The sequence below is a fragment of the Maribacter ulvicola genome, assembly GCF_900155985.1.
Lineage (GTDB): Bacteria > Bacteroidota > Bacteroidia > Flavobacteriales > Flavobacteriaceae > Maribacter > Maribacter ulvicola.
Map to the genome: position 1 here is coordinate 1872275 of NZ_FTMA01000001.1, position 26263 is coordinate 1898537.

Genomic DNA, 26263 nt, shown 5'->3' on the forward strand with positions numbered 1-26263 from the left:
TTTGTTATTTTTTGGCAGTTGCGGTAAATCCTTCGGTTAACGCCCATTCGTAAAATCTTGAAATCCAATTGTCAGATGGCAGGTTTTGTGCTTTCATTCCAAAACCATGCCCACCTTTGGCGTACATGTGCATTCCTGTATTTTTTCTATTTGTCAACCAGGCGGAATATAGATCTGCACTTGGTTTTGCTAATTCTAATGGATCGTCTGAAGCACAAATAACCAACATTGGCGGTGCATCTTTTGGCACGGTGTATTCGCCAACAACCGTCATCCAAGGGTAAACAGGTACTATGAAATTTGGTCTGGTGGCTTCCGTGTAGTTAAAAGTGACCCCCATGGTTACCGCACCACCGGCAGAGAAGCCCATAAATCCAATTTTGTTAGGATCTAATTTCATTACATCGGCATTTGCTCTAACATAGGAAACTGCAGAAAGACCATCTGCAATTGAAAGCGGTAAAACGGGAGTTACCCGTTCACCGATTTTGGTTGGGTTTGTTGCGCCTTCATCCGTAATTTCTTTAATTCCATCAATACCTGTAGGCACTAATCTATATTTTAATACAAAAGCTGTAATGCCTTTTTTGTTCAGCCATTTTGCTACAGCTCTTCCTTCACTTTCAATACTTAAACCGTAAAGACCGCCGCCGGGAGCCACAATGACACTTGTGCCATTTGGTGTGTCCGCTTCAAAAACTTCTAATCTTGGAACAGAAACATTGGTGATCACTTCATTTTTCCAGATGTCAGAATAATATTCCCTTTCTGATGTTGACCATGTTACATCAGCACTTTTTTCATAAGGTAAGTCTACCGTTTTTTGCGCAATTACATTCATAGGGATAAAAATACTGGTGAGTAAAATGAAAAGCTTCATATTTTATTTTTTATTGTATTGTTTCAATAACCATGAATAATAGCGCTGCTAAAACACCACCTATTATTGGTCCTACAGTTGGTATCCAAGCATAGCCCCAGTTACTGTTTCCCTTATTTTTTATTGGAAGAATTGCGTGTAATAGCCGTGGACCTAAATCACGTGCAGGGTTAATGGCATAACCTGTAGGTCCGCCCAAACCAAAGCCAATACCCATAACTAGTAAAGCGACGGGTAGTGCATCTAGGGATCCTAATGATACAGCATTGTCGCCTATGCTGCCGCTGGCAATGTAGAATACACCAAAAACGAGCGCGAATGTCCCAATTATTTCAGTGACCAAGTTCCAAAACGGACTTTTAATAGCTGGTGAAGTGGAGAAGGTGGCTAGTATGGCATCTGTATCTTTTGTAGCTTCATATTGTTTTTTGTAGTTGAACCATACAAAAAGGTTGCCCATCATAGCACCTAAAATTTGGGCAATTATATAACCGGGTACCAATGTCCATGAAAATTTTCCTGCAACGGCTAGGCCTATACTAACTGCAGGATTAAGATGAGCACCACTTGTATCGGCAGAAATAAAAACACCGATGAATACCGCAATACCCCAAGCAATAGAAATACCTGTCCATCCGGCATCTGATCCTTTTGTTCCTTTTAAAACAACGTTGGCGACAATACCATTTCCTATTAGAATTAACATTGCAGTGCCGATGAATTCAAAAATATAGGTATTCATGTTTTAATTGGATTTTAAGTTGTTTAAGATAAAGAAAATTGATGAATTACGAATGGTTAATATCGTTAGTTGAAGTATTGACAATAGTTAGTTTATAATTATTTGAAAAGGATTGCTTAAAGACTTTTCTATGTCAAAAAAGTAATCAAAAAAATGTAGTGCGCTTTGTATTGACTTAATTCATAAATGAACTATTTAGTATCTTACACCTTTTACGTTCATCTTTAAAGTATACACTGATCCCATTGCCGTAATAAATAGGATATCTTGATTTTTACCACCAAAAGTTACATTGGCTGTCCAATCTTCCTTAATAGGTATGTGGTGTATCTGTTGCCCTTTGTTATTAAATATGGTAACACCATTACCGGTCAAGTAAATGTTTCCTTTATTGTCCACGGTCATACCATCGGAACCCATAGCTGTAAATAATTTTTTATCCGTTAAAGAGCCGTCTTTTTGAACGGAGTAGGAATATGTTTTTTTATCTCCTATATCTGCAATATAAAGTGTTTGGCCGTCTGCAGTGCCAATGATGCCATTAGGTCTTACAAAGCCACTGGCAATTATGTTAACTTCATTTGTGTCTGGTAATATGTAATACACGTTCTTTTCTTCAATTTCAGGTTCAGACCTGTCCCAATATTCTCTTTGGTAGTACGGGTCGGTAAAGTATATGCCTCCTTTTAAATCTACCCAAATATCATTTGGTCCGTTCAACTTTTTTCCTTCATAAGAGGTTACTAAAGTGTCCACATAGCTATTTTCATCTATTTTCCATAATTCATTTTTTTCATCTGCGGCAGCCAATAAATTTCCTTCATGGTCAAAATACAGGCCATTTGCTCTGCCAGCCGGTTCTTTAAATATGCTTAAAGAGTTATCAGTTGCGTTCCATTTTATAATTTGGTTATTAGGCTGATCGGTGAAATAAACATTGCCCAATTTATCGGCTGCAGGTCCTTCGGTAAAGCTGTACGCATTGGAAACTTGAACCAATTTGGCTTCATCTTTCACTAGAGAAGATTGTTGGGCTTTACAAGAGCAAATAACCATACTTATTGTAATAGCACTGAAGAATGTATAGTTGATTTTCATTTTTTCTACTTATATATTCTTCAAGTAATTCATATTGTGTTGCATGCTTTTAAAGGGAGTACTGGCATATTCCTCTTGTTCAATATAAATATGCTCAACGCCAGAAAGCTCTTTTAATTCAAGCATTAACGGTACATTAAGTACGCCTTTTCCAAATTCGGTACTTACTTTTTCATGTATATTCATATCTTTTAAATGCCATAGTGGAAACCTACGGGGGTATTTTTTAAAATAGTGTAGAGGGTCTTTGCCTGCAACAACTACCCAACCCAGATCTAGTTCCATATGTACCAAATCTTTTTGGGTGTTATCCATAAGTACATCATATAGTACTTCTCCGTTTTCAGAATCAAATTCATATTCATGATTGTGATAACCAAATTTTAAACCTTGTTTTTTACAAGCTTCACCGGCTATATTAAATTGTTCTGCCACCCTTTTGTAGTTTTCTACGGTTTGTCCGTTAGAAGGTAGTGATGAACATATTAAATATTCTTGTCCGGAGATTACGGCATTGGCCATTGTTTGTTCAAATTTGTCATCTAAAAGTACATGACCACTTGTTAGGGACATTCCTAGCTCTTTGCATATGGTAGCCATTTCTTTAGGAGATAATCCATAATAATATCCTTTACTAGAACCTGCACTTTCTATCTCCTTAAAACCTAAACTTGCAATTTGTTCTAAAGTTTTTATTGGGTTTGCTAGCATGCCATCTCTAAAAGAATAAAGCTGAACGCCATAGCCTGAGTTTTTAGTTGCCGCTAAGCTAATTTCTGGCATCAAGAAGGTGGTAGCACTGAACAGAGCTGCATTTTTTAAAAAGTGTCTACGTGTTTTCATCAGTATGTCGTTGTTTGTTGTTGTGTTTAAAAAAGCTGATTTTATTTAGGAAGATTGCCTGAGTAATGAAAATGGTCATACCATATTTATGTTTTTAAAAGTACGAAATCTAAACGGTATTTTTAGCGAGACGATGTAGGGTTATGTACTTTTGTGAAAAGAGCATTCATGAATAGCAGAAAAGAACAATTAGAAGCAATAGATAGACTTTTGACCATTATGGACGAGTTGCGAGAGCAGTGCCCGTGGGATAAAAAGCAGACCATGCAATCTTTACGACATTTAACTATTGAGGAAACGTATGAACTAGGTGATGCTATTTTGGATAATGACCTCAATGAAGTAAAATTAGAGCTGGGAGATGTATTGTTGCACATTATGTTTTATGCTAAAATAGGCTCTGAAACCAATGATTTTGATATTGCCGATGTGGCCAATGCAATATGTGATAAACTTGTGAACAGGCATCCTCATATTTATGGTGATGTTAAGGTAATAGATGCTGAAGATGTAAAGAGAAACTGGGAACAAATCAAATTAAAAGAAGGTAAAAAAAGTGTTTTAGAAGGGGTGCCACGAAGTTTGCCCGCCTTGGTAAAAGCTAATAGAATTCAAGATAAAGTCTCTGGTGTTGGATTTGATTGGGAGGAGCCACAACAAGTTTTCGAGAAAGTAAAAGAAGAACTGGAGGAACTGCAGGATGAGGTGAAGGCTGGTAATAAAGAAAAAATAGAGGCAGAATTTGGTGACGTACTTTTTTCTATGATCAATTACGCTAGGTTTTTAGGGGTAAATCCTGAAAATGCTTTGGAACGAACCAATAAGAAGTTTATAAAACGTTTTCAGTACCTAGAAACTAAAGCACAAGAAATAGGTAAAGTAATGAACGATATGTCATTAGAGGAAATGGATGTGTATTGGAACGAAGCAAAAACTAAAGAGTAATTTTATTGCTTTAATTCTACACTCATAATTCTAGCTAAGTCGCCATGTTTTATAGGCTTAATAAAGTAATCAGTTATTGCAGGTAAAGTTTTGGCATAATCAACATCTTGGGTGTTAATAGAAGAGGTCAACATAATTATATGTATTTGTTTATCAATCTTGTCAGCTACCAATTGATAGTCCCTAATAAAGTCAAAACCATTTAGAACAGGCATATGTAGGTCTAAGAAAATAATGTCGGGTAATTCATCTATTGAATTGTAGTTGTTTTGTATAAATTTTAAAGGTTGAACTGAGTCGGGGAAATCGGTAATTCTGGTTACCGCTAACTGATTTAAATACCGCCTCATTACATATTTGGATATATCGTCATCATCGATAATCCATACCAAAGGATTTTGAATCATATTAATGGAGTTAGGTGTGTTTGACAATATAACGACATCCAAACACATAATAGTATTTTTTTGAGGTGCCGATTGTAATTTTTTAAAGTTTTTTTATATCGTTCAAGGTATGCATGGTTAAATTTTAGTTGGTGTAATGTATTGAAAATTAGATATATAATTTTGATTTTTAATGTGTTTTATAGAAATTGGTTGTAGGTTAAAATAAAATAAAATAGTACTCTTTATTTTACATTTTTGGGCGTTTATATTATTAGAACCTACATTTTATTTTAACTCTTTTTTACAACATATTAATCGTGCAATTATCGATACCTTTGCCCAAAATTTTAGTTTAAGTTTTGTTACAGAATTACACCAAAGAATTTCGTTATAATATTAAGCTCTCCGTTCCGGTCATTTTAGGAATGTTAGGGCACACTTTTGTACAATTGGCAGACAATATTATGGTAGGTCAATTAGGAACCGCAGAATTGGCAGCGGTATCTTTAGGCAATAGTTTTGTGTTCATAGCCATGTCCTTAGGTATTGGTTTTTCAACGGCAATTACCCCTTTGGTGGCAGAAGCTGATGGTGCTGGACTTAAAGGAAATGCGAAAAGTGCTTTAAAACATGGTTTGATACTATGTACGGTTTTAGGGCTAACGTTGTTTGGAGTCATTTTACTGGCAAAGCCCATCATGTATGCTATGAAGCAACCTCTTGAGGTCGTTGAGTTAGCCATGCCATATTTAGACTTAGTTGCCTTCTCATTGGTGCCTTTAATTATTTTTCAAGCATTTAAACAGTTTTCAGAAGGTCTATCACAGACCAAATACCCCATGTATGCAACTATCGTTGCTAACGTTATTAATATTCTATTGAATTATCTTTTGATCTTTGGTAATTTTGGATTTCCAGAATTGGGTATTGTTGGCGCAGCTATTGGTACATTGGTTTCAAGATTTTTTATGGTATTTTATCTTTGGTTTATTTTGAGAACCAATATAAAGTTCAAGTACTATGTTACTGGATTTAATTTTGCGAAAATTGAAAAAACGGTCATGAAAAAGATTGTTGAATTAGGTTTTCCTTCTTCTTTACAAATGTTTTTTGAGGTAGGTATCTTCACCTCGGCAGTATGGTTAAGTGGTGTTTTAGGTAAGAACGCTCAAGCTGCCAACCAGATAGCTCTTAATTTAAGTAGTATGGCCTTTATGTTCGGTATGGGACTCGGTATTACAGCGATGATAAGGGTTGGTAATCAAAAGGGATTGTCAAACTTTAAAGAATTGCGCCGTATTGCACAGTCAATATTTCTACTTACTTTCTTGTTGGAAATTCTTTTTGCGGCTTTGTTTTTCATCGGTAGGCACTGGTTTCCAACCTTATATTTGGACTTTGAGGATATGACCAATTTTGCCGACAATACCGAAGTGTTGGTTATTGCTGCGGAACTGTTGTTGGTAGCAGCTTTCTTTCAAATATCAGATGGAGTGCAGGTAGTTGTTTTAGGAGCCTTACGTGGCTTGCAAGATGTAAAAATACCAACAGTAATTACTTTTATCTCTTACTGGTTGATCGGGTTTCCTACCAGTTATTATTTATGTCTCCATACAGATTTAAAAAGTACAGGAATTTGGATAGGTTTGCTTACAGGTCTATCGGTATCAGCTATTATGTTGTATCTTCGATTTAATTATTTAACTAAAAAATTAATTGCCGCATAACGGTTTTTTTACCGCTGTGAACAATTATGTTTTCAATATATAGATTACAATTTTTATGGAATTTCCAAAATTTTTATTAGGTGATAATACTGATTACCCAACAGCAATATTTGTAGTACATACAGAGTTTCCAAGATTTATCATCAATCTTGAAGATGATGAGGTAGAATGGCTAGAAGAGTTTTCAAAGGAAGATGAAAAAGAGTTGGAAGAAGAGGCTGAAAACCTAATTAAAGCTGCAACGGCATTTTACGATCGCGAAGTTTCTAGATACGAAGATTAACGATTATGTTAGAAGAGCTTTTACAGTTAGATAAAGACTTTTTTTTGTACCTCAATGGATTAGGAACGCCCAAATGGGATGGTTTTTTTCTATTTTTATCCAATAAGTTCAGTGCTATTCCTCTCTATGTATTTTTGCTTATTCTTTCATTTCAGAAGTATGGAAAAAAGCGAAACCTGGTTCTTTTGGTTTCGGTAGCTCTTTTGATAACGGTTACCGATCAATTGGGTAACTTTTTTAAGTACGGTGTTGCTAGATTAAGACCTTGCCATGACCCGGAAATAGAGCCATACATGCGTTTGGTTAAAAGTTACTGTGGTGGTAAGTTTGGATATTTCTCTGCGCATGCTTCAAACTCATTTGCATTGGCTGTTTTTTTTGGAAGCATTTTAAAATCTAGGATGAAATATGTAGGTTTCTTTTTAGTACTGTGGGCAGCTTTGGTCGCTTATAGCCGCGTCTATATTGGTGTACACTTTCCTCTTGATATTATTACAGGAGCCCTTATAGGCTCGTTATGTGGTTGGTTATTTGTAAAGTTATTTATATTGGCACTTCGCAAATTCTCCCTATGATATATAATCTAAGGTATTGGTCTTTAATAGTTCTGGTTATTTTGGTATACGTTGCCGGTATGTTTGTAACGTTATTTGAAAATGATTCAGCGCAATTTTCTGTGATGGCCATGAGAATGGTACAAGAGAATGATTTTTTTAGCCTCTTTAAGGGGCCTGAAGAGTATTTAGACAAGCCACACATGCATTACTGGCTTGCTGCCTTATCCTATAAAGTATTCGGTATTCACGAATGGTCTTATCGTATTTCTGGCATATTGGCCACCTTATTGGCGGCTTATAGTTGTTATGGATTAGGAAACCTTCTTTATAATAAATACGTTGGTAAACTTGCTGCGCTGATTTTTATGACCGCGCAAACCATTATTTTAGGAGCAATAGACGTGCGTACCGATGCGGTTTTAACGGGTTTTAGCATTTTAGCTATTTGGCAACTTGCTAAATATATTGAAAAAGGAAGTGTATCTGCTATAGTAATAGGAGGTTTTGCAGCGGGTATTGCATTTTCTACAAAAGGGCAGATTGCCCTTTTGGTTATAGGGCTGCCTATTTTATGTCACTTATTTTATACCGGTAAATGGAAGGCATTTATAAGTTGGAAAGTGCTACTGGCACTTTTGGTTTTTGCAGTTTCCATTACGCCTATGTTATATGCCTATTACTTGCAATTTGATCTGCACCCTGAAAAGGTAATTCGTGGCAAAGACCACAGAAGTGGTATATTTTTTATCTTCTGGGAACAAAGTTTTGAGCGCTTAAGCGGTGAAGGAATTGGAAAAAATAGTAGCGATTACTTTTTCTTTTTTCATACGTTTCTTTGGGTTTTTCTACCTTGGACTATTTTAGGAATCGCGGCATTTTACACTAAAATACAGGCATTTATAAAACATAAATTTAAGAACGTTCAAGGTTCTGAATTCTTGACCGTAGGTGGTATCACCCTAATATTTATCATCATTAGTTTTGCCCAATTTAAATTACCGCATTACTTAAATATTACCATTCCGTTATTTGCGGTAATTACTGCGGCATATATTTATAACTTGTATACTTTAGATAAGGTTAAAGTTTTGAAATACTTAATGATCGGGCAATACTTTGTACTTAGTATAGTTTTCATAGCCTCGGCATTGATATGCCTCTATGTCTTCAAATTAAATAGTGTTGTAGCATACGTATTCTTAATAGTAGCGGCTATTATAATCATATATTTTGTTTTTAAAAAAGAAGGTGTTTGCATGAAATTGATAACCATTTCTGTCTGTGCTTCATTACTTCTAAATGCGGTTTTAAATCTACATTTTTACCCTAATCTATTAGATTATCAGGGAGGGTCGTCTATGGCTAAGGTTATCGCTGAGAAAGATATTCCGGTAGACCGTATTTATAAAGTAAATAGCAATCATACTTGGTCCTTAGATTTTTATAATCAATTTCCTGTTCAGATCACTACGCCAGAAGTCTTAAAAGGTATAACGGATGTTTGGGTTTATGTCAACGAGGATGAAATGGCTATGTTAAAGGAAAGGGGTTTTGATTGGGATTCCCAACTTTCCGTAGATCAATTTAGAATTACACGTTTACAGGGGAAGTTTTTAAACCCTAATACACGGAAGAAAGTGACCCGAAAAATGCACCTGTTGCATCTTCACTAAAACTAATTAGTCTATTGAACTGGTAGTACTGCCCGCCAGTTCTAATTTAATTTTCTTGAAATGATACAATACTCCGGTCAAAGAAACCAAAGCGGTTATTAGAAAGAAGAGTACACTTGTCCCAACCGATACATTTTGATCTAACCCTAAAAACTTTGCTCCATAAAAAAAGGTTACTTCTCGACTTCCAATTCCGCCTAAAGTCAAAGGAACTACCGCTACAATGGAAGAAATTAAGAATATAATAAGATACGAAATCTGATTAGTATCTATATTCAATGCTAATAATATAAACCAAATGCTTACCAATTGTGCTGCTTGTACCAATGCGGATAGTGCTGTAGTTTTCCAAAAAATGGGTAGTACATAATTAAAGAACTTCTTGTTCAATAACCAAAAGACAATTACTGACAAGGGTATGGCTATCATAAGCAACCAACGATAACCATTTAATATTTCTAACTCAATAAAGACAAGTAGGGTACAAGCGTAAATGAACAGTAGCAACAAACCGCTTAAACGATCTAGTATAAGGACACTTACCATTTTTTTTGTTTTTACATCAAAGGTTTTCTTTAAAATGTAGCCTTTGTAAGCATCGCCACCTATACCACCCGGTAAAAATAGATTGTAGAACATACCCAGTAAGTACAATTTAAAATTGCTTTTATGGGTAAGCATAATAGAAAGTTGATGAAAATATAAATTAAGGCGTATGGCCCCAATGAATTTAGATAGTATAAAGAATATGGCTGCTAATATCAAGTAAAACGGATTACTTGTGATCAGTATGTCTTTTATCTCACCTACATTTATTTTTGTAAAAATGAAATAAATTAAAATGGCACTGATCAGTACTTTTAATCCGGTGGTTACTTTCTTATTTAACTTCTCCACCTACACTTATTTTTTTAATGCGGTACGGTCTTTTGTTCTGAGATTCATAATAGGTACGTATTAATAATTCCATTACAATACCTATGGTGAATAATTGAATACCTGCAAAAATAAACATCATACCTACGGTCAACAAAGGTCTTGTGCCAATATCTTCGCCCAAGCCAAACTTAACGATCATGAGGTAAATGTTGATAAAAACACCTATAATGATCATTAATGAGCCAGAAATACCGAATAGGTGAATGGGGCGTTGAAAGTATTTGCGAATAAAGAGTAATAGCATCATATCTGCAACTACTTTAAAGACACGTTCTAATCCGTATTTGGATACCCCGGCATTACGTGCGTGGTGCTTTACGGGTACTTGCTTTATTTGTCCGCCTTCAAGAAATGCCAGGAGGGTAATAAATCTGTGCATTTCTCCATATAAATTTAGGTCTTTGGCAATATCTCTTGTAAAAACCTTTAAGGCACAACCATTATCTTTAATATCTAATTTAGTTACCCGGCGTACCAGAAAATTAGCAATTTTAGAAGGTATTTTTTTAACCAAAGAATCTTTTCGTTTTTGCCGAATACCGGTTACTACATCATACTCACCGCTAACCGCATAGGTCAGCATTTGTGGAATATCAGACGGGTCGTTCTGTAAATCACCGTCCATGGTAATAATATATTCTCCTTCCGCATAGTCAAGACCAGCAGCCAAGGCTAGACTTTGACCATAATTTTTCTTTAGTTCTATTAAATGAACTTTATCATCCTTTAGATCTTTGACTACTTTTTTAGTCTTATCCTTAGAAAAATCATCTATGTAAATGATTTGATAATCATAGCCTACCAAGCTTTCGTGGATTTTTTGTGTCAAAAGAGTCACATTATCTTCCTCGTTATATAAAGGGACAACGACCGAAAGTAGGGAAGTGGTAACAGGTTGCATTGAGTTGTTTTTTAAATCGCTGCAAAGTTATGTTTTTTATCCTTAAGATAATGTACATGAACCGGGGTAAGATAATAAACGATTTACTGCTCTTTTAAAGCTTTCAACAGCTTTTCTGCAGCTAAAAAAGGCGAAGCATTACCGCTAATAACTTCTTTTTTTAATTGGGGTAACATTTCTTTGGTCTTTGGGTGATGGTAGAATTCAGATAATAGCTCCTGCTCTAAATATTGAATTAGCCAATTTTCATTTTGCTGCTGTCTGTTGGTGGTAAAGAATCCGGATGTCTGCATGTTTTTGCAATAGTTGTCAATCAACTCCCAAATCTCATTCAATCCTTTTTTTTCTAATGCAGAACAGGTTAACACTTCTGGAGTCCAACCATTTTCTTTTGGGGGAAACATATGCAGTGCCCGTGCAAATTCCATTTTGGCAAGATCGGTGCGCTGCATGTTATCACCGTCTGCTTTTGTAATGACAATAGCATCGGCCATTTCTATAATGCCTCTTTTTATACCCTGTAATTCATCGCCGGCACCGGCCAATTTTAATAGTAGAAAGAAATCTACCATATCATGAACAGCTGTTTCGCTTTGCCCAACGCCAATAGTTTCTATTAAAATACAATTGAAACCTGCTGCTTCTAAAATAACAATACTCTCTCTTGTTTTACGGGTTACACCACCTAATGAAGCACTAGAAGCAGATGGTCTTATATATGCATTTGGATTTTTAACCAGATTTTCCATTCGGGTCTTATCACCAAGTATACTACCTTTTGTTCTACTGCTAGAGGGGTCTACGGTAAGTACGGCCACTTTTTTGCCAAAATCAGTGAGCATGCCGCCAAATTCCTCAATAAAAGTACTTTTACCTGCGCCTGGTACACCTGTAATACCAATTCTAATGGTGTCATATTTTTTTGAAATACAACCGGCAATTATTTCATTGGCAAGTACGCGGTGCTCTGGTTTTGTACTTTCTACTATGGTGATAGCCTTACTTACTATGGCAACATTGTTGGCATAGATACCTTCAAGAAAATCTGATGTGGTAAGTTTGGCTAAATTCATTGTAATTACATTACTTCAATTCTAAAAGAGGAATAAAGATACTATTTGTAGATAGGAACCATAATTTTTGTAGCATCCCAGGCTAAACTTAAAAAATCTTGCGTTTTTTGATCCTCTTCTATATGTTCAAAATTTATAGATAAATGTTCTACCGGCTCTTCTAATTTTCTAACGGGTACTTCAACGGCAAGGTAATCGAACTTGTTTTCATGAGTGGTTTTGTTGCCATCTATGCGAGTAACGCCCCAATCAGGAATTTTAGAATTGAAGATGACCTTCCAGCTATCTTTATTTGGTATGGTCCATAATGAATATTTACCCGCAGGTAACGTCTTATCTATAATTTTAATAGGTAGAGAGGTAGTAAAAGTTGTGGGCTCATTGGCACCTGTTCTCCATATTTTATTGAAGGGTACCAGGTCTCCGAAAATAGACCTTCCCTTTTTTGACGGACTGGAATAAGCCACCGCTAACTTACTTCCCTGTAAATCTAAAAGAGCCGTTTTTGCGGGACTAATTTTTTTAGCTTCGCTGTGTATATAGGGTATAGCAACCAAATAAACGAGTGCTATAATTACTAAAACACCTATAATAAGATTTTTTAATAGCTTCATATAAAAAATAGAAAGGATAAACTTAGGCTTAGCTTGGTGTGCTTGTTCCAAATTTAAAAATAGATATATTGTTGTAAATATCACCAGGCCTTAAGAGGCTTTTAGGAAAATCTGGTTGATTAGGGGCATCTGGGTAATTTTGTGCCTCAAAACAAATACCGGGAAAGTCTGGCGGAGTATATACAACCAATGCTGGTTGATTGGTGTATACTTTCATGTTAATGCCAGATGTCTTTGAATGTATTTCTGCGACCTTCTCATTCCCTATATCTTTTACAAAAATTGTATCTAAGCGTTGTACACCTATTTTTCTGGGAAGTAAAAAATCGTACTCCGTTTTACGAACAGGTATAATATCTCCTGTTGGCAATAAATTTTCTTTTGTTTCTACTCTGTAGGGACAATTTAATTGTAAATCATACTCATCTATATACGGATTTTCATCTAATTTAAAATAAGAATGATTAGTTAGATTAATTACCGTACTTCTATCGGTAATTCCTTCATAAATAACCTGTAAGGCATTATTCATTAATTTATAGGTTACACTGACAGATAAATTACCTGGGTAGCCTTCTTCTAAATGTTTGCTTAAGTAGGTAAGTTTTACAAAAGGTTTATCACTGTTGTCAACCTCTTCTATGGTCCAATATTTTTGGTGAAATCCCTCTTTACCGCCATGTAAGTGTACCCCATCTTCTTGAAATAGATCATATCTAGCTCTATCAATTTCAAAGCCACCATTAGAAATTCTACCTGCATAACGACCTACACTAGCTCCTAATACATTGTCATCTAAACGATATCTGCTAGGGTGATTGAAACCCACGACCACATTGGTGTAGTTGCCGTCTTCCCCTTTAACAAGCAATTTTTGAATGGTAGCTCCGTAATCAAGCACCATTAAGGTTAAATAGTTATTGGAAATTGTAACTTGTTTCAAAGGAATTATTTAATTGTGTGGTGTAAAAATATAAATTTTTGCAACATTCTAATTTTTATGTCGTCCTTATTATAACAACAAACTAAAACCAATCAATTTAACCAATGCTTCAAAGCAATGTTGTAGAGAAATGCAAAGCAAACGACCGGGTTGCGCAGTTACAGTTATATCGTAAATATTGCGACGGAATGTACATTGTAGCAATGCGATTTGTAAAAAATGCCGATGATGCAGAAGACATCTTGCAAGAATCCTTTATAAAGGCATTTGAAAAAATACATCAATTTAAAGGTGATGTTACTTTTGGAGCTTGGTTAAAACGGATAGTGGTGAATAAAAGTATTGATTTTTTAAAATCAAAAAAGGATAAAGAGGTCTCGCTAGATGATAGTTACGTGCAGGTTGTTGCAGAGGATGATAATTGGAATGTACCGGTAACAATAACTATAGCGCAGGTAAGATGTGCCATTAATGAATTGCAGGAGAAATATAAATATGTGGTACTGATGTTTTTGGTAGAAGGGTATGATCATCAAGAAATTGCAGAGGTGTTAGATATTTCGGCATCAGCTTGTAGAACCAGATTGTCAAGAGGAAAGGGTCATTTGAAAGAATTATTAAAAGGAAAAAAATATGGAACAGGATCTTAGGGAGATGTTCAATAAGGATAGGAAGGCGCAAAAGCATACCATTAAACCAGGTCATGAAGAACGCTTTCTTAAAAAACTAGAAGAAGCATTGCCAGCAGAGCGTAAATCTGTAAGTGGCTGGTTTAAGATCGCAGCATCTGTAGCGGTCATCATAAGTATGGGTTTGGGCTTCTTATACTTTAATAATGATGGTAATACAACGGTAGTGGTAGATACCACTTCAGCTGAAGAACAAAAGCCTGAATTTACTTTCGGTGACCTCTCACCAGATCTTAAAAAGGTAGAGAATTTTTACGTTGCCAATATTAATATGGAATTGGCAAAGCTAGAAGTATCTCCAGATACTAAAGGCTTAATAGACAGTTTTATGGAGCAGCTTAATAATTTAAATGTAGAATACAAAACGTTACATATCGAACTAAAAGAATTAGGACCTAATGATCAAACCATTACGGCTCTGATAGAGAATTTACAATTACGATTACAATTATTACAGAAATTAAAAAGAAAATTAAACGAATTAAAATTATCAAAAAATGAACAGATCAATGAAAACAGTATCTAAGCAACTCATCATTGCATTGGGGCTTTTAATTTCTACGTCTTTTATGGCGCAAGAAGAAAATAAAACATATCAAGAGCGGTTTATTGTGGCAGAAGATGCCGTTGTAAATATCAATACCAGTTATGCTGATATTGAGTTTGAAAGTTGGGATAAGGATGAAGTGGCCATTTCGGCCACTATTACCCTAGAAGGAGCTACCAAAGAAGAAGCTGAGAGCTATTTTAAAAATAGCCCTATTGAAATATTAGGGAATAGCAAGGAGATTAAGATTTCTTCTAAGTCAAAAAATAACGACTTCTTTGCCAGTTTTGATGCTGATCATATTTTTAATCACGGCGGTATGGGTATTGAAGTGCCTGAAATTGCATCGTTTGTTGTGAATGTACCACAAATTGCTCCGTTCCCAGAAATGCCACCATTACCACAGACTGAAGCTTTTATCTTTAATTACGAGAAGTATCAAGAAGAGGGAGATAAGTACATGAAAAAATGGCAAAAGAATTTTGAAAAGAGCTTTGATAAAAAACATCAAAAGCGATTGGAAGAATGGGCAGAACGAATGGAAGAAAAAGCTGAGGCTATGGAACAAAGATTGGAAGCACATAATAAGAGACGAGCTGAATTAATGGAGCGGCATCATGAAAAAATGGAGAAAAGACAAGAGGAGTTGCAAGAGAGACAAGAGAAAATGGAAGAAGAAAGAGAAGAACGTAGGATTATTATTCAATCTAATGAAAATTCGCCTAATATATTTTATTACTCCAATGAAGGGGAGCAAAAGAACTTTAAAATTAAAAAGACTATAAAGATAAGCTTACCAAAGTCTACCAGAATTAAAATGGATGTACGCCATGGGGAGGTTAAATTAGCTGAAAACACCAAAAATTTGAATGCGAACCTTTCGCATTCAAGCCTTTGGGCAGTTACAATTGAAGGGGAAGAGACTACTGTTTCTGCTTCGTACACTCCGGTAAGTGTTCAAAAATGGAACTACGGACAATTGAGTACTTCGTATTCAGAAGAAATTTCGTTGTCAGAAGTGGTGCAATTACAATTACAAGCAACTTCATCTGACGTTACCATTCAAAAATTATTCAAAAATGCATTTATAAAGAATGATTTTGGTGCCGTACATGTACTTGAATTGGGTAACGATTTTAAGGAGTTGGATGTAAGTGTAAAAAATGGAGAGCTAAATGTAAATGTGCCTAATGTTGCTGCCAATATTTATGTAAAAGGAAATTCATCTACATTGAAGCTACCAAAAAGTGTTCAAATGGTAGAAACTAAAAATGGTAACACAACAATTCATAAAGGACATCATATTAAAAATGATAGTAAGCGATCCATTGTAATCACATCAGATTATAGCGAAGTGGTGCTACAGTAGTTTTTTGGCAATGGTAAGGTCTTAAAAACCATTAGTAGGTAACCTTTCCATGTTTTATTTTCTCCTACAACGAATTCACATCTTATATAATTCGCAAGCTTTTCGCTGTTTTCATTGTCTGCATAAGCGAGGGCAAAACCAATTTTTTATTTTCTTTTAGCACAACCGGCTTTATGTTTGGTTCATCATTATATTCACCAAGGTATAGCTTTGCAACTATTTAGCAGTAAGTAATGTGGCCTACTTTTAGGTGTTTAGTCACATGATTATTTTATAGCGTAGGTTTTTTGTTAATACTTAAAGCTTAAAAATTACCATCTAAGGCTACATATTTAGTAAAAACATTTTGATTAAATCTGTGCTGTATTCCATAATTATCTTGATCTACCGAAACTATAGCACAGGTATCCTTTTAGCAGAGTTTTAAAGAATCTTTCGACTTATCTAAACTGCAGTAAGATCTGTAGTGTTTAAGTATGTAGCAGAGAGATGGCATAAAGTAAATATGACCCAACTCTTATTGAGTAAATTATTTTGGTATTACGTTTCTAAAACCAAACGGGTAATAAAAAAGCACCCCGTTTTGGGTGCTCTTATTTTGAAATTTCTTGGGAGATCTTTTAATGGGCACTCTTCTTCAGATAATCTCCAAAGTTTTCTTTAAACCTATTCAGTCTTGGTATAGATACATTTCTTATATATGAGTTGTTAGGATTGTTCTTTTCATAATCCTGATGGTATGACTCTGCTTTATAAAATACAGTATAAGGTACAACTTCTGTCGTAATTGGATCGTTATCATACACTTTATTATCAGTTAGTGCTTGCATATAGCGCTCTATAATCTGCTTTTGTTCATCAGTTTTATAAAAAGCGATAGAACGATATTGTCTTCCACGATCAGGACCTTGTCTATTTAACTGTGTGGGATCATGAGATCCAAAAAATACTTGAACCAATTGGGTAAACGAAATTTCATTAGCGTCATAATACACCTCTACAGCTTCTGCGTGGTCTGTTTTACCATAGCCTACTTCTTCATAGGTAGGGTTCTTTTGTTTACCACCAGCATAACCTGATACCACCTCTTTTACGCCTTTAACACTTTCAAAAATAGCTTCAACGCACCAAAAACATCCGCTTGCAAAATAGGCAGTTTCATATTTACTTAATTGTCTTGGAGTCAATTTTATTTCCTCCTCTATTTCCACTTGTTCATTTTCCATCGTATTAGGGTCTTCTACAATGGTATTTTTCTTGGCCTTAGATTGGCAACTGGTGGCAACTAAGGTAGCACAGACCAATAATGTTATTTGTAAAAATTTCATAATAATTTTCTTTTAGCAATTGGTAGGTAATTTACAAAGACCTTACAGGGTAAACGGTTAAAAAATGTTAATACCATTGAAGAAAATTATATTTTTCGATAAAATTATGTACATATTCTAGTCGTTGATTCTTACTTGATATAAGGCACAAGCATGTTAGATACTAAAATGTTTAAAGGTGCTAAAACATCTCTAAGTATTTTAAGACTATAATTAATTTTGATATTGAGGGTCTTTTTTTGTAATTATTAAATGGATAGGTTTCTAACAACTACTTACCAAGTTCAACTTGATTTTTGAGTTTGTATTTGCATTTAACCTTTCTCTTGTAGGTGTGTTATCTAATTGAAATAATATTTTGTAAGAAAAAGCTTATTAATCCGATAAAGTGTATAATTGTAACGTTTAATGGGAAATATTTTTGTAGGAAACGGACTACAAAAATCAGTAGTACATCGATAAGTATGCATTTCATCGTTAAAATTAAACTTTTTGTCGAATGAGAAATACGTTTACTTACGAGTAAGTGGTTCTTTATATACCAAATTTACCTACTTAATTATGCGTACAATTATTTTTTTACTCCTTGTTATCTGTTTAGGAACTCAGTCCCAGGCACAATCAAAATCACCAGACATAAAAGTACAGTCCGTTGTTATGCCTATGTTAGATGTAACCATTAAGTCTGACGTAAACATTCAGGGTTTCCAAACAGCTGCAAGGTTTTATAAAGTTAAAAATGCAAGGGTTAAACAAGCTTTACTTTTTAAAATAGGAGTGAAAACAGTTTCTTTCGCCTAGTTTAATTCTTTTACATGATCTTCGGTTTCGCGTGGTAACACAAGTGTTTTCAAGATTTCCCAGACATTTTCTGCTACTATGCGCTGACCTTCAGCAGTAGGGTGTATTCCATCTTCTAAGTTTAAACTAGGAATACCGGCAACACCTTCCAACAAAAAAGGAATCAACAATATATTATTAGATTTTGCCAAAGTAGGATACATCATCTTAAATTGCGATGCATAATCTGCGCCCATATTTGGTGGTATTTGCATACCTGCCAATATAATTTGCGTTTCAGGATTTTTATCTTTGACCATATTGATCATCAATTGTAAATTATTCATGGATTCAGTAATGGGTATTCCCCGTAATCCGTCATTGGCACCTAACTCCAATACAAAAATATCTACAGGTTGATTTAGCACCCAATCTAACCGATTTAATCCGCCAGAGGTGGTTTCTCCGCTTAATCCGGAGTTGATAACTTTGTAATCTAGTCCCAAAGAATCTAATTTTAATTGAATTCTATTAGGAAACCCTTCCTTGGTATCTAAGCCATACGCAGCGGTAAGGCTGTTTCCGTAGAACAAAATCACTTTGTCATCGGCAGAAATAGTCTCTTTTTCAGGGCTGCTAACTGCTTCGGTTTGGGTGTCAGTTTGCTTTTTTTCTGGCGTTTCTCCACATCCAAGGAACAACAATACCACTAAAAAATAACGAAACTTTAATACTTTCAACATAGGCTTAACTTATTAGATTCCAAATCATTTGTTTATTTTGTTGACTTGTACCAAATTAATTTATGACAAAGATATTAAACGTACGTAATCTAAAGAAAACGTATACCAGCGGATCTAAGAATTTGACAGTAATTGATGATATTTCTTTTTCTATTGAAGAAGGCGATACTTTTGCTATTGTGGGTCCGTCAGGAAGTGGAAAAACAACCTTACTAGGACTTTGTGCCGGATTAGATGAAATTAACGAGGGCGTAATAGCACTTTGCGGAGAAGATTTAAGTGCCTTGAACGAAGATCAACGTGCACTTTTAAGAAATGAAAAGGTAGGATTTATTTTTCAAGACTTTCAATTACTACCTACTTTGACCGCATTAGAAAATGTAAGTGTTCCTTTAGAATTACAAGGCGCTGCCAATGCTTCTAAAGATGCGATAGAGTTATTGGCAAAGGTAGGTTTAGGAGATCGTCATGATCATTATCCATCTCAATTATCTGGTGGTGAACAGCAGCGAGTTGCTTTGGCAAGGGCATTTTCAAACAAACCTTCTATTCTTTTTGCAGATGAGCCTACTGGTAATTTGGATGAAGAAACAGGTGAAAAAGTCATAAAGCTTTTATTTGACCTGAATAAAGAAATGGGAACCACTTTGGTTATTGTTACCCATGATTTAGAACTGGCCAACCTGAACAAACATGTATTACGACTTAAAGGTGGTAAAATAGTAATTAACGAAACCACGGCAATATCTTGAGTATAATACAAAGAACTTCAAAAGCGTCAAATAGCTGGTTGTTGAAAATGGCTTGGCGCGATGGTAAGGCAAGTGGTAAACGCTTGTTACTTTTCATGGCTTCAATTATTCTGGGTATTGCCGCGGTGGTGTCTATTCAATCTTTCAGCGATAACCTAAAAGATAATATTGGTTTGCAATCAAAAGCACTTATGGGTGCAGATTTTCTTGTAGATAGTAATCAACCGGCAAATGAAAGGGTAACGGAATTAATGGATTCTTTAGGCGGTTATGATGCCCGTGAGGTCAAATTTGCTTCAATGGCGGCATTCCCCAAAAGCTTGTCTACAAAATTGGTTCAGGTTCGTGCTATTGAAGGTGCTTTTCCTTTTTACGGTGAGTTAGAAACAGAACCGGCCATTGCCGCACAACAGTATTTGGAAAAAGGCGGGGCACTTGTTGATGCTACGGCAATGTTGCAATACAATTTAAAACCTGGCGATAGCGTAAAGCTTGGTACTATAACTTTCCCTATTGTTGGCTCATTGATTACCGCTCCTGGAAGTACAGGCATTGGTGCCACTGCTGCGCCACCCATTATTGTGCCTTTTCGTTTTATGGAAGAAAGCGGTCTCCTGCAACGTGGTAGTCGTTTAGGGTACAATTATTATTTTAATAATGACAAGGCAAATTTAGAAGTGCTAAGTGAAGAAGTTGATCTGTTACTAGATGCTGAAAATGCAGATATGGACACCCATACGGATACTAGCGAACGCATGGGGCGTAGATATGATAATGTAGGTAGGTTTTTAAACCTGGTCGCATTTATTGCACTGCTCTTAGGATGCGTTGGTATTGCCAGCTCTGTACATATCTATATAAAAGAGAAATTAAAAGCGGTAGCAGTGCTAAAATGTTTGGGTGCTACAAGAAAACAAACCTTTTTAATATACCTGATTCAAATTGCAGGTATGGGATTGTTGGGAGGACTCATTGGTACAGTGATAGGATTGTTGTTGCAACAGACCTTTCCACTTATATTACAAGGGTTTTTACCTTTTCAAGTTGAGATATCTACCTCATTTCAAGCCATATTCGTTGGGTTGTTACTTGGTGTTTGTATGTCCATATTATTTGCTTTGTCTCCGTTAATACATACTTGGTTTGTGTCTCCATTACAAGTATTACGGGTACAGGAAGATACGGGTAAAAAAGCTAGACCTTATCAAATTTGGGTAATCGTTGCTGTAGTACTTTTTATATTCTTATTCGCCTTTTGGTTATTGGGCAGATGGGTGTTTGCATTGAGTTTTGTTGCGGGTATATTGGTGACATTTTCAATTTTGGCGGGAGTGTCAATTTTATTCATGCGATTGATAAAAAGATACTTCCCCAAGTCTTGGAGTTTTGCCGCAAGACAAAGTTTACTGAATTTATACCGACCAAATAATCAGACCGTAGTGCTGATTTTAGCTATTGGGATAGGTACATTTTTAATTAGTACATTATACTTTACAAAAGATTTTCTCCTTGCCAAAACCTCGTTCGAGGCAAGTGCTGAAAGTCCGAATTTAATAATGTTTGATGTGCAAACAGACCAACGTGATGAAGTAGCAAATACCATCACCCCAAAAGGTCTTCCTGTGATAGATAATATTCCTATCGTGACTATGCGTTTAGAACGAATAAAAAATAGAAATGTCAATGATATTCGATTAGATACTACCACCCGTGTGAACAAATGGATTTTGAACCATGAGTTTAGAACTACCTATAGGGATTCTATGATCGGTTCCGAAAAGTTGTTGCAAGGGGAGTGGATACCATCTGTGGATCCTAATGATAAAGTAATACCAATTTCATTGGCAGATAATGTGGCAAATGATGCGTTGGTAACTTTAGGAGATACCTTGCTTTTTAATGTTCAAGGGAAATTAATGACTACCGTAGTAGGTAATATTCGCCAAGTAGATTGGGCACGTATGCAGCTCAATTTCTCTATAGTATTCCCAAAGGGAGTATTAGAAAATGCACCTCAGTTTCATGTGGTGACTACCAATGCCCCAGATAAAAAATCATCGGCCGTTCTGCAGCGAGAGTTGGTGAAGAAATTCCCTAATGTATCCATCATTGATTTAAGACAGGTAGTTACCTTGGTCGAGGATATACTAGATAAAATTTCATGGGTCATTTCCTTCATGGCATTTTTCAGTATTCTAACGGGAATTATTGTTTTAATTGGCTCTGTGCGTAACAGTAAATATCAGCGAATTCGTGAAAGTGTATTGTTAAGAACGCTAGGTGCACAGAGTAAACAGATATTGAAAATTAATGCTTTAGAGTATCTTTTTCTTGGTGTTTTGGGTAGTGGAGTAGGGGTTTTACTTTCTTTACTAAGTAGCTTTCTACTGGCATATTTTATTTTTGATACGCCATTTGTGCCTTCATGGGTTCCATTTTTAGTGGTATTGCCGGGTATTACCTTACTAGTCTTAGCTATCGGATTAATGAACAGTAGAGGGGTATTAAATAGTCCGCCATTACAGGTTTTGCGAAAAGAAGGGTAATAAAAGAATGTGTAATCTTTATTTTATGAGCTTAATTATTTGTTGAGGTGGGTTTGCCTATGTAAGTATAGTAAATGGGTTCTGTTCTTTTATTTAACAAAAGGGAAAAGCAGGCGTATTTTAAAGGTTTAACTTTAAACTCCTTATATTATTTTAAGCTTTCATAGCCACTTTTGACTTAATTACCGATAAATCTCTTACTATGCGTGATTTGTCAACTAATCAGCATAGCTTTGCACCAGAAATACAAAAGTGATTGTTATGCCGTTGTTTACCGATTTAAAAATATCTAGAAACTTAGAAAAAGCACTTGAGGATTTAGGTTTTGAAAATACTACTCCCATTCAAGAGAAAGCTTTTCCTATTGTAATGAGTGGTAGTGATGTTGTAGGTATAGCACAAACAGGTACCGGTAAAACATTCGCTTATCTGCTTCCCATTTTGAATACGCTTAAGTTTTCTAAGGAAATACATCCTAAAGTGATAATTCTTGTACCTACACGTGAGTTGGTGGTACAAGTGGTAGAAGAGGCTGAAAAGCTGGCTAAATACGCAGGAATTCGTGTTCTGGGTGTGTTTGGTGGTAAAAGTATGCTACGCCAAAAAGATGCGTTGGCATTGGGTACGGATGTTCTGGTAGCAACACCGGCTAGGTTGTATGATTTAATTTTGACCAAAGCGGTTCAATTAAAACAAGTGAAGAAGCTTGTTATTGATGAGGTCGATGTTATGCTTGATCTAGGTTTCAGGTTTCAGCTCGTAAATATTTTTGAGCTATTACCAAATAAGAGACAGAATATTATGTTTTCTGCTACCATGACCGATGATATTGAATTATTTATTACCGATTTCTTTACGGGCGTTCAAAAAATTGCCATTGCGGTTAGTGGAACTCCTCTAGAGAATATTACCCAATACGGTTACGCTACACCTAACTTTTATACAAAAGTGAATTTGTTGGTCCACTTATTACAGGATGTAGAAACCTACCATAAGGTGCTAGTCTTTGTATCAAGTAAGCGAAGCGCAGATTTATTATTTAAAGAACTGGCAGAGTTTTTTAGTGAAGAAATATGTATTATTCACTCTAACAAAACGCAAAATTACAGACTACGCTCTATTAATCAGTTTGATGAAGGTAAGAACCGTATTTTGGTAACTACCGACGTTATGGCCCGTGGATTGGATCTACAGGAAATATCTCATGTCATAAATTTTGATACACCAACGTACCCAGAAAACTATATGCACAGAATTGGTAGAACGGGTAGGGCAGAGAAAGAGGGTACCTCTATATTACTATTTACGGAAAAGGAAGAAGAAGCTAAAGATGCTATAGAAGATTTAATGTCATATAAGGTAAATGAATTACCATTACCTAATGGCGTTGAAATTGCCACGCAACTTACTTTTGACGAGCAACCTAAGCATAGAGAACGTGAGAATCCGCTTAATATAAACGAAGAGGAGCGTGGGGCAAGTTTTCATGAGAAATCTGATAAGAACAAAAAAGAAAACCAAGGAGGTTCTTATAAGCGTATCATTAAAAAGAAATATAGTAAACCCAAAACCCGTGGAGATAAAAACTACGGTAAACGTGGTAGAAACAAAAAATAAGTTTCAACTTTTTCATTTTGATTAATTCTATTTTTTTACATAAAAGTTAGTCTTTTAACTTGTAATTTCTTGGTGTTGTAAATTTCATATATTTAAAAATACCGATGAAATACATACCGTATCGGTGTGGTGTTTTTAGACCAAAAACCATTCGTCGGCACTATTTATCTGTTTGTCAAAGTTTCTTACACTAGCCGAAAATTAGCGCAGTTCAGCGAGGGGAAGAGGTTTACTTTTTGGTCTGAAAGTACTTTTGTATTGTTCAATATTACAATATGAAAACATTATTTACCTTACTAATAGTCATTTTCGCCGGAGCATTGGCATTGGCACAAACTCCCCTAACAGATGATGAAATTAACACTACTGAAGTGGGTGTTGTTTTGGCTGATAGCTTTGGCAATACTGGCAACGAAAAAACGATTGAAATCACTGATAAAACGTCTGTAGCTCGTTTGTACAGGTACAAAAATGCAAGGGTAAACAAAGAATTAGCATTTATTGCTACTAAAAACTATGTTAAGTTGGCATAATCTTTGCTCAATATAAAATGGTGCAATGAAGCACTTTTTAAATTTTAAAATTATGATGTTACTTTCAATTATAGTACCAACAGTTATTGTTATTGCAACTATTGCTTTTACTTCATCAAGAAACGAAAAAAAAGTACGTCCGGTTAAAATACCAGTGAACAAGCGTAAGTTTTAATTTTTTATGCCAGGTTGCTTAATAGTATAATTACTTTTAGCCTTGGCCACGTCTACTTGGCGTTTTACATCTGCCAGTAGTGCTTTGGAATCATAGACGATTCCGTCCTTTATGGTGTATTTTACACCACCAACCCGAACCACCTCGTTGTCCTCGGTAAGTTTAATAGCTCCCGTACCATACAACACTTTTAAATTTTGAAGCGGATTTTCCTCAACAATAACAAAATCGGCTAATTTACCAATGGTTACTGAACCTAATTTATCATCCATACCTAATGCTTCTGCGCCTTTTAATGTTGCAGATTGTATAATTTCTAAAGGATGAAAGCCAGCTTCACGCATTAACTCCAGTTCTCTTATGTAAGCGAAACCATATAATTGAAAAATGAATCCGGAGTCTGAGCCTGTAGTTACTCTACCACCTCTGTTTTTATATTCATTGATAAAGGTCATCCAAAGTTTATAATTTTTTCTCCAAGCGACTTCTTGTTCTGTACCCCAATCATGCCAGTACGATCCATGAGACACTTTACTAGGTTGATAAAATTCCCATAAAGACGGTAATGTATAATCTTCATGCCATTCTGCTCTTCTAGTACGTTGTAAATCTCTACTGGCTTCATAGATGTTGAAAGTAGGATCCAAGGTGAAATCAAGTTCCAATAGTTCGTTCATTACGTTATTCCAATGTTCTGAATACGGTTCTGCAGCTTGTGCCCATAGTTTTCCGGCATTTTCAAAGCGATGTTGTTCGTTTTGGTAATTATAGTCCAACGGAAAATCTTGTACTGTTCTATTGCTGAACAAAGCTTCTGGTAAACCGTACCAATGCTCCATAGAGGTTAAACCTGCTCTGGCAGAATGTAAAACATTCCAACGGGCAACGCTCATTTGTGCATGATGGCAAGCAGAACCTAACCCCAATTTCTTATTCTCCTCTAATGCCGCTGCCATAATTTCCCGTTCGGCTCCAAAAAACTTAATACCATCAGCTCCTTTTTTAGCATTTGCACGTACCCATTCCCTCGCTTGCTCGGGAGTAGAAATAGGTATGTCGTTCAAGGGATTAAATGATGCACTGGTTTGTCCAAAGGCAGTATACGATATAATGCGCGGAGCGATGATTTCATTTTTCTCACTTTTGCGTTTTAAGTTGAGCGTAACATCAATGCCTCTTCCGGCAACCTCACGGACCGTAGTAACCCCATGCGCCATCCAAAGTTTAAATACATAATCAGGGTCTGCACCTTGTGCATCACCGCCAATATGTGTGTGCATATCAATAAAACCGGGCATTAAATACATGCCGGTACAATCTAGTTCTTTTCCACCAGCTTTTAATTGAGGTCTTTTGGCATCATCAATGGCGACACCCGGGTAGCCAACAACTTTTACGTCTTTAATAATATTGTTTTCTACCACAATATCAATAGGGCCTTGTGGTGGTGCACCGTTGCCGTTAATAAGCATAACGCCTCTAATAATCAATTGCGAATGTGGGCCATCGCCTTCTAATGATTGGGCGTTGACGGAAAGCAAAACAGAAAAAGTCATTGCTGTGGTAAGCAGTAATTT

The 26263-nt window shown here is 35.7% G+C and carries 26 protein-coding genes; 13 read left to right on the forward strand and 13 right to left on the reverse strand.

Annotation, left to right across the window (positions count from 1 at the left end; all coding sequences use genetic code 11):
• Positions 1-4 precede the first annotated feature (4 nt).
• The 4 genes from BW936_RS08030 to BW936_RS08045 all read right to left on the reverse strand — a co-directional run bounded on the left by BW936_RS08030 (position 5) and on the right by BW936_RS08045 (position 3563).
• Complete coding sequence (locus tag BW936_RS08030) at positions 5-880, reverse strand: alpha/beta hydrolase (protein ID WP_076547811.1); 876 nt, start codon at positions 878-880, stop codon at positions 5-7.
• A 10-nt stretch (positions 881-890) separates the two neighbouring features.
• Entirely contained in the window at positions 891-1622 is a 732-nt protein-coding gene (locus BW936_RS08035) for an MIP/aquaporin family protein (RefSeq protein WP_076547812.1), read from the reverse strand.
• Positions 1623-1817: 195 nt separating this feature from the next.
• A complete protein-coding gene (locus BW936_RS08040) occupies positions 1818-2720 on the reverse strand; it encodes an SMP-30/gluconolactonase/LRE family protein (protein ID WP_076547813.1) in 903 nt (300 codons plus the stop codon).
• Positions 2721-2729: 9 nt separating this feature from the next.
• Positions 2730-3563 carry a sugar phosphate isomerase/epimerase family protein gene (locus BW936_RS08045; protein WP_076547814.1) on the reverse strand — a complete coding sequence of 278 codons (834 nt, stop codon included), beginning with the start codon at positions 3561-3563 and terminating at the stop codon, positions 2730-2732.
• A gap of 168 nt (positions 3564-3731) precedes the next feature.
• Between BW936_RS08045 and mazG the strand changes: the two genes are divergently transcribed.
• On the forward strand, positions 3732-4508 hold the full coding sequence (mazG, locus tag BW936_RS08050) for a nucleoside triphosphate pyrophosphohydrolase (protein WP_076547815.1): 777 nt from the start codon (positions 3732-3734) through the stop codon (positions 4506-4508).
• Positions 4509-4510: 2 nt separating this feature from the next.
• On the opposite strand, the gene BW936_RS08055 is transcribed toward mazG, so the two are convergent.
• Positions 4511-4915, reverse strand: a complete 405-nt coding sequence (locus tag BW936_RS08055) for a response regulator (RefSeq protein ID WP_076547816.1) — start codon at positions 4913-4915, stop codon at positions 4511-4513.
• 341 nt (positions 4916-5256) lie between these two features.
• On the opposite strand from BW936_RS08055, the gene BW936_RS08060 reads away from it, so the two are divergent.
• From BW936_RS08060 to BW936_RS08075, 4 genes are read left to right on the forward strand one after another with little or no spacing between them, the layout of a single operon-like run.
• Positions 5257-6624 carry an MATE family efflux transporter gene (locus BW936_RS08060; protein ID WP_076547817.1) on the forward strand — a complete coding sequence of 456 codons (1368 nt, stop codon included), beginning with the start codon at positions 5257-5259 and terminating at the stop codon, positions 6622-6624.
• Between the two features lie 55 nt (positions 6625-6679).
• Entirely contained in the window at positions 6680-6907 is a 228-nt protein-coding gene (locus BW936_RS08065; RefSeq protein ID WP_036152971.1) for a hypothetical protein, read from the forward strand.
• 5 nt (positions 6908-6912) lie between these two features.
• The gene (locus BW936_RS08070) at positions 6913-7482 is read left to right on the forward strand and encodes a phosphatase PAP2 family protein (RefSeq protein WP_076547818.1); all 570 of its coding nucleotides are present in this window, start codon (positions 6913-6915) and stop codon (positions 7480-7482) included.
• Entirely contained in the window at positions 7479-9137 is a 1659-nt protein-coding gene (locus BW936_RS08075; RefSeq protein WP_076547819.1) for an ArnT family glycosyltransferase, read from the forward strand. The genes BW936_RS08070 and BW936_RS08075 overlap by 4 nt, the downstream gene beginning before the upstream one ends.
• A 6-nt stretch (positions 9138-9143) precedes the next feature.
• On the opposite strand, the gene BW936_RS08080 is transcribed toward BW936_RS08075, so the two are convergent.
• From BW936_RS08080 to BW936_RS08100, 5 genes are all read right to left on the reverse strand, one after another.
• A complete protein-coding gene (locus BW936_RS08080; protein ID WP_076547820.1) occupies positions 9144-10034 on the reverse strand; it encodes a lysylphosphatidylglycerol synthase transmembrane domain-containing protein in 891 nt (296 codons plus the stop codon).
• Positions 10018-10977 carry a glycosyltransferase family 2 protein gene (locus BW936_RS08085; RefSeq protein WP_076547821.1) on the reverse strand — a complete coding sequence of 320 codons (960 nt, stop codon included), beginning with the start codon at positions 10975-10977 and terminating at the stop codon, positions 10018-10020. Before BW936_RS08085 ends, BW936_RS08080 begins: the two co-directional genes overlap by 17 nt.
• A gap of 83 nt (positions 10978-11060) precedes the next feature.
• Positions 11061-12050: a methylmalonyl Co-A mutase-associated GTPase MeaB gene (meaB, locus tag BW936_RS08090; protein WP_076547822.1), complete on the reverse strand. Its 990-nt coding sequence runs from the start codon at positions 12048-12050 to the stop codon at positions 11061-11063.
• Between the two features lie 41 nt (positions 12051-12091).
• Positions 12092-12664 carry a DUF2911 domain-containing protein gene (locus BW936_RS08095; RefSeq protein ID WP_076547995.1) on the reverse strand — a complete coding sequence of 191 codons (573 nt, stop codon included), beginning with the start codon at positions 12662-12664 and terminating at the stop codon, positions 12092-12094.
• A gap of 28 nt (positions 12665-12692) precedes the next feature.
• On the reverse strand, positions 12693-13607 hold the full coding sequence (locus BW936_RS08100; RefSeq protein WP_076547823.1) for an aldose epimerase family protein: 915 nt from the start codon (positions 13605-13607) through the stop codon (positions 12693-12695).
• A gap of 104 nt (positions 13608-13711) precedes the next feature.
• Here BW936_RS08100 and BW936_RS08105 point away from each other — a divergent pair, with 104 nt between their 5' ends.
• The 3 genes from BW936_RS08105 to BW936_RS08115 are packed head-to-tail and all read left to right on the forward strand — an operon-like array spanning position 13712 to position 16212.
• The gene (locus BW936_RS08105; protein WP_076547824.1) at positions 13712-14257 is read left to right on the forward strand and encodes an RNA polymerase sigma factor; all 546 of its coding nucleotides are present in this window, start codon (positions 13712-13714) and stop codon (positions 14255-14257) included.
• Positions 14241-14822 carry a hypothetical protein gene (locus tag BW936_RS08110; RefSeq protein WP_076547825.1) on the forward strand — a complete coding sequence of 194 codons (582 nt, stop codon included), beginning with the start codon at positions 14241-14243 and terminating at the stop codon, positions 14820-14822. Before BW936_RS08105 ends, BW936_RS08110 begins: the two co-directional genes overlap by 17 nt.
• Positions 14806-16212, forward strand: a complete 1407-nt coding sequence (locus BW936_RS08115) for a hypothetical protein (protein ID WP_076547826.1) — start codon at positions 14806-14808, stop codon at positions 16210-16212. The genes BW936_RS08110 and BW936_RS08115 overlap by 17 nt, the downstream gene beginning before the upstream one ends.
• Before the next feature lie 620 nt (positions 16213-16832).
• Here the strand turns inward: BW936_RS08115 and msrA are convergent.
• Positions 16833-17540 carry a peptide-methionine (S)-S-oxide reductase MsrA gene (gene msrA, locus BW936_RS08120; RefSeq protein WP_076547827.1) on the reverse strand — a complete coding sequence of 236 codons (708 nt, stop codon included), beginning with the start codon at positions 17538-17540 and terminating at the stop codon, positions 16833-16835.
• 561 nt (positions 17541-18101) lie between these two features.
• Between msrA and BW936_RS08125 the strand changes: the two genes are divergently transcribed.
• Positions 18102-18341: a hypothetical protein gene (locus BW936_RS08125; RefSeq protein WP_076547828.1), complete on the forward strand. Its 240-nt coding sequence runs from the start codon at positions 18102-18104 to the stop codon at positions 18339-18341.
• Here BW936_RS08125 and BW936_RS08130 read toward each other — a convergent pair.
• A complete protein-coding gene (locus tag BW936_RS08130) occupies positions 18338-19063 on the reverse strand; it encodes an arylesterase (protein WP_076547829.1) in 726 nt (241 codons plus the stop codon). The genes BW936_RS08125 and BW936_RS08130 overlap by 4 nt on opposite strands.
• A gap of 62 nt (positions 19064-19125) precedes the next feature.
• Between BW936_RS08130 and BW936_RS08135 the strand changes: the two genes are divergently transcribed.
• The 4 genes from BW936_RS08135 to BW936_RS08150 all read left to right on the forward strand — a co-directional run bounded on the left by BW936_RS08135 (position 19126) and on the right by BW936_RS08150 (position 24511).
• A complete protein-coding gene (locus BW936_RS08135; protein ID WP_076547830.1) occupies positions 19126-19815 on the forward strand; it encodes an ABC transporter ATP-binding protein in 690 nt (229 codons plus the stop codon).
• Positions 19816-19862: 47 nt separating this feature from the next.
• Positions 19863-22361 (forward strand): ABC transporter permease, encoded by a 2499-nt coding sequence (locus BW936_RS08140; protein ID WP_076547831.1) that lies wholly within the window; start codon positions 19863-19865, stop codon positions 22359-22361.
• Between the two features lie 261 nt (positions 22362-22622).
• Positions 22623-23978, forward strand: a complete 1356-nt coding sequence (locus tag BW936_RS08145; protein ID WP_076547832.1) for a DEAD/DEAH box helicase — start codon at positions 22623-22625, stop codon at positions 23976-23978.
• A 275-nt stretch (positions 23979-24253) separates the two neighbouring features.
• Positions 24254-24511, forward strand: a complete 258-nt coding sequence (locus tag BW936_RS08150; RefSeq protein ID WP_076547833.1) for a hypothetical protein — start codon at positions 24254-24256, stop codon at positions 24509-24511.
• Positions 24512-24682: 171 nt separating this feature from the next.
• On the opposite strand, the gene BW936_RS08155 is transcribed toward BW936_RS08150, so the two are convergent.
• Positions 24683-26242 carry an amidohydrolase family protein gene (locus BW936_RS08155; protein ID WP_244156193.1) on the reverse strand — a complete coding sequence of 520 codons (1560 nt, stop codon included), beginning with the start codon at positions 26240-26242 and terminating at the stop codon, positions 24683-24685.
• Between the last annotated feature and the right edge of the window lie 21 nt (positions 26243-26263).

Coding starts and splice junctions, on each gene's coding strand:
- BW936_RS08030 (WP_076547811.1), bottom strand. CDS start 880: ATGAAGCTTTTCATTTTACTCACCAGTATTTTTATCCCTATGAATGTA.
- BW936_RS08035 (WP_076547812.1), bottom strand. CDS start 1,622: ATGAATACCTATATTTTTGAATTCATCGGCACTGCAATGTTAATTCTA.
- BW936_RS08040 (WP_076547813.1), bottom strand. CDS start 2,720: ATGAAAATCAACTATACATTCTTCAGTGCTATTACAATAAGTATGGTT.
- BW936_RS08045 (WP_076547814.1), bottom strand. CDS start 3,563: ATGAAAACACGTAGACACTTTTTAAAAAATGCAGCTCTGTTCAGTGCT.
- mazG (WP_076547815.1), top strand. CDS start 3,732: ATGAATAGCAGAAAAGAACAATTAGAAGCAATAGATAGACTTTTGACC.
- BW936_RS08055 (WP_076547816.1), bottom strand. CDS start 4,915: ATGATTCAAAATCCTTTGGTATGGATTATCGATGATGACGATATATCC.
- BW936_RS08065 (WP_036152971.1), top strand. CDS start 6,680: ATGGAATTTCCAAAATTTTTATTAGGTGATAATACTGATTACCCAACA.
- BW936_RS08070 (WP_076547818.1), top strand. CDS start 6,913: ATGTTAGAAGAGCTTTTACAGTTAGATAAAGACTTTTTTTTGTACCTC.
- BW936_RS08075 (WP_076547819.1), top strand. CDS start 7,479: ATGATATATAATCTAAGGTATTGGTCTTTAATAGTTCTGGTTATTTTG.
- BW936_RS08085 (WP_076547821.1), bottom strand. CDS start 10,977: ATGCAACCTGTTACCACTTCCCTACTTTCGGTCGTTGTCCCTTTATAT.
- meaB (WP_076547822.1), bottom strand. CDS start 12,050: ATGAATTTAGCCAAACTTACCACATCAGATTTTCTTGAAGGTATCTAT.
- BW936_RS08095 (WP_076547995.1), bottom strand. CDS start 12,664: ATGAAGCTATTAAAAAATCTTATTATAGGTGTTTTAGTAATTATAGCA.
- BW936_RS08105 (WP_076547824.1), top strand. CDS start 13,712: ATGCTTCAAAGCAATGTTGTAGAGAAATGCAAAGCAAACGACCGGGTT.
- BW936_RS08110 (WP_076547825.1), top strand. CDS start 14,241: ATGGAACAGGATCTTAGGGAGATGTTCAATAAGGATAGGAAGGCGCAA.
- BW936_RS08115 (WP_076547826.1), top strand. CDS start 14,806: ATGAAAACAGTATCTAAGCAACTCATCATTGCATTGGGGCTTTTAATT.
- msrA (WP_076547827.1), bottom strand. CDS start 17,540: ATGAAATTTTTACAAATAACATTATTGGTCTGTGCTACCTTAGTTGCC.
- BW936_RS08125 (WP_076547828.1), top strand. CDS start 18,102: ATGCGTACAATTATTTTTTTACTCCTTGTTATCTGTTTAGGAACTCAG.
- BW936_RS08130 (WP_076547829.1), bottom strand. CDS start 19,063: ATGTTGAAAGTATTAAAGTTTCGTTATTTTTTAGTGGTATTGTTGTTC.
- BW936_RS08135 (WP_076547830.1), top strand. CDS start 19,126: ATGACAAAGATATTAAACGTACGTAATCTAAAGAAAACGTATACCAGC.
- BW936_RS08140 (WP_076547831.1), top strand. CDS start 19,863: ATGGCTTGGCGCGATGGTAAGGCAAGTGGTAAACGCTTGTTACTTTTC.
- BW936_RS08145 (WP_076547832.1), top strand. CDS start 22,623: ATGCCGTTGTTTACCGATTTAAAAATATCTAGAAACTTAGAAAAAGCA.
- BW936_RS08150 (WP_076547833.1), top strand. CDS start 24,254: ATGAAAACATTATTTACCTTACTAATAGTCATTTTCGCCGGAGCATTG.
- BW936_RS08155 (WP_244156193.1), bottom strand. CDS start 26,242: ATGACTTTTTCTGTTTTGCTTTCCGTCAACGCCCAATCATTAGAAGGC.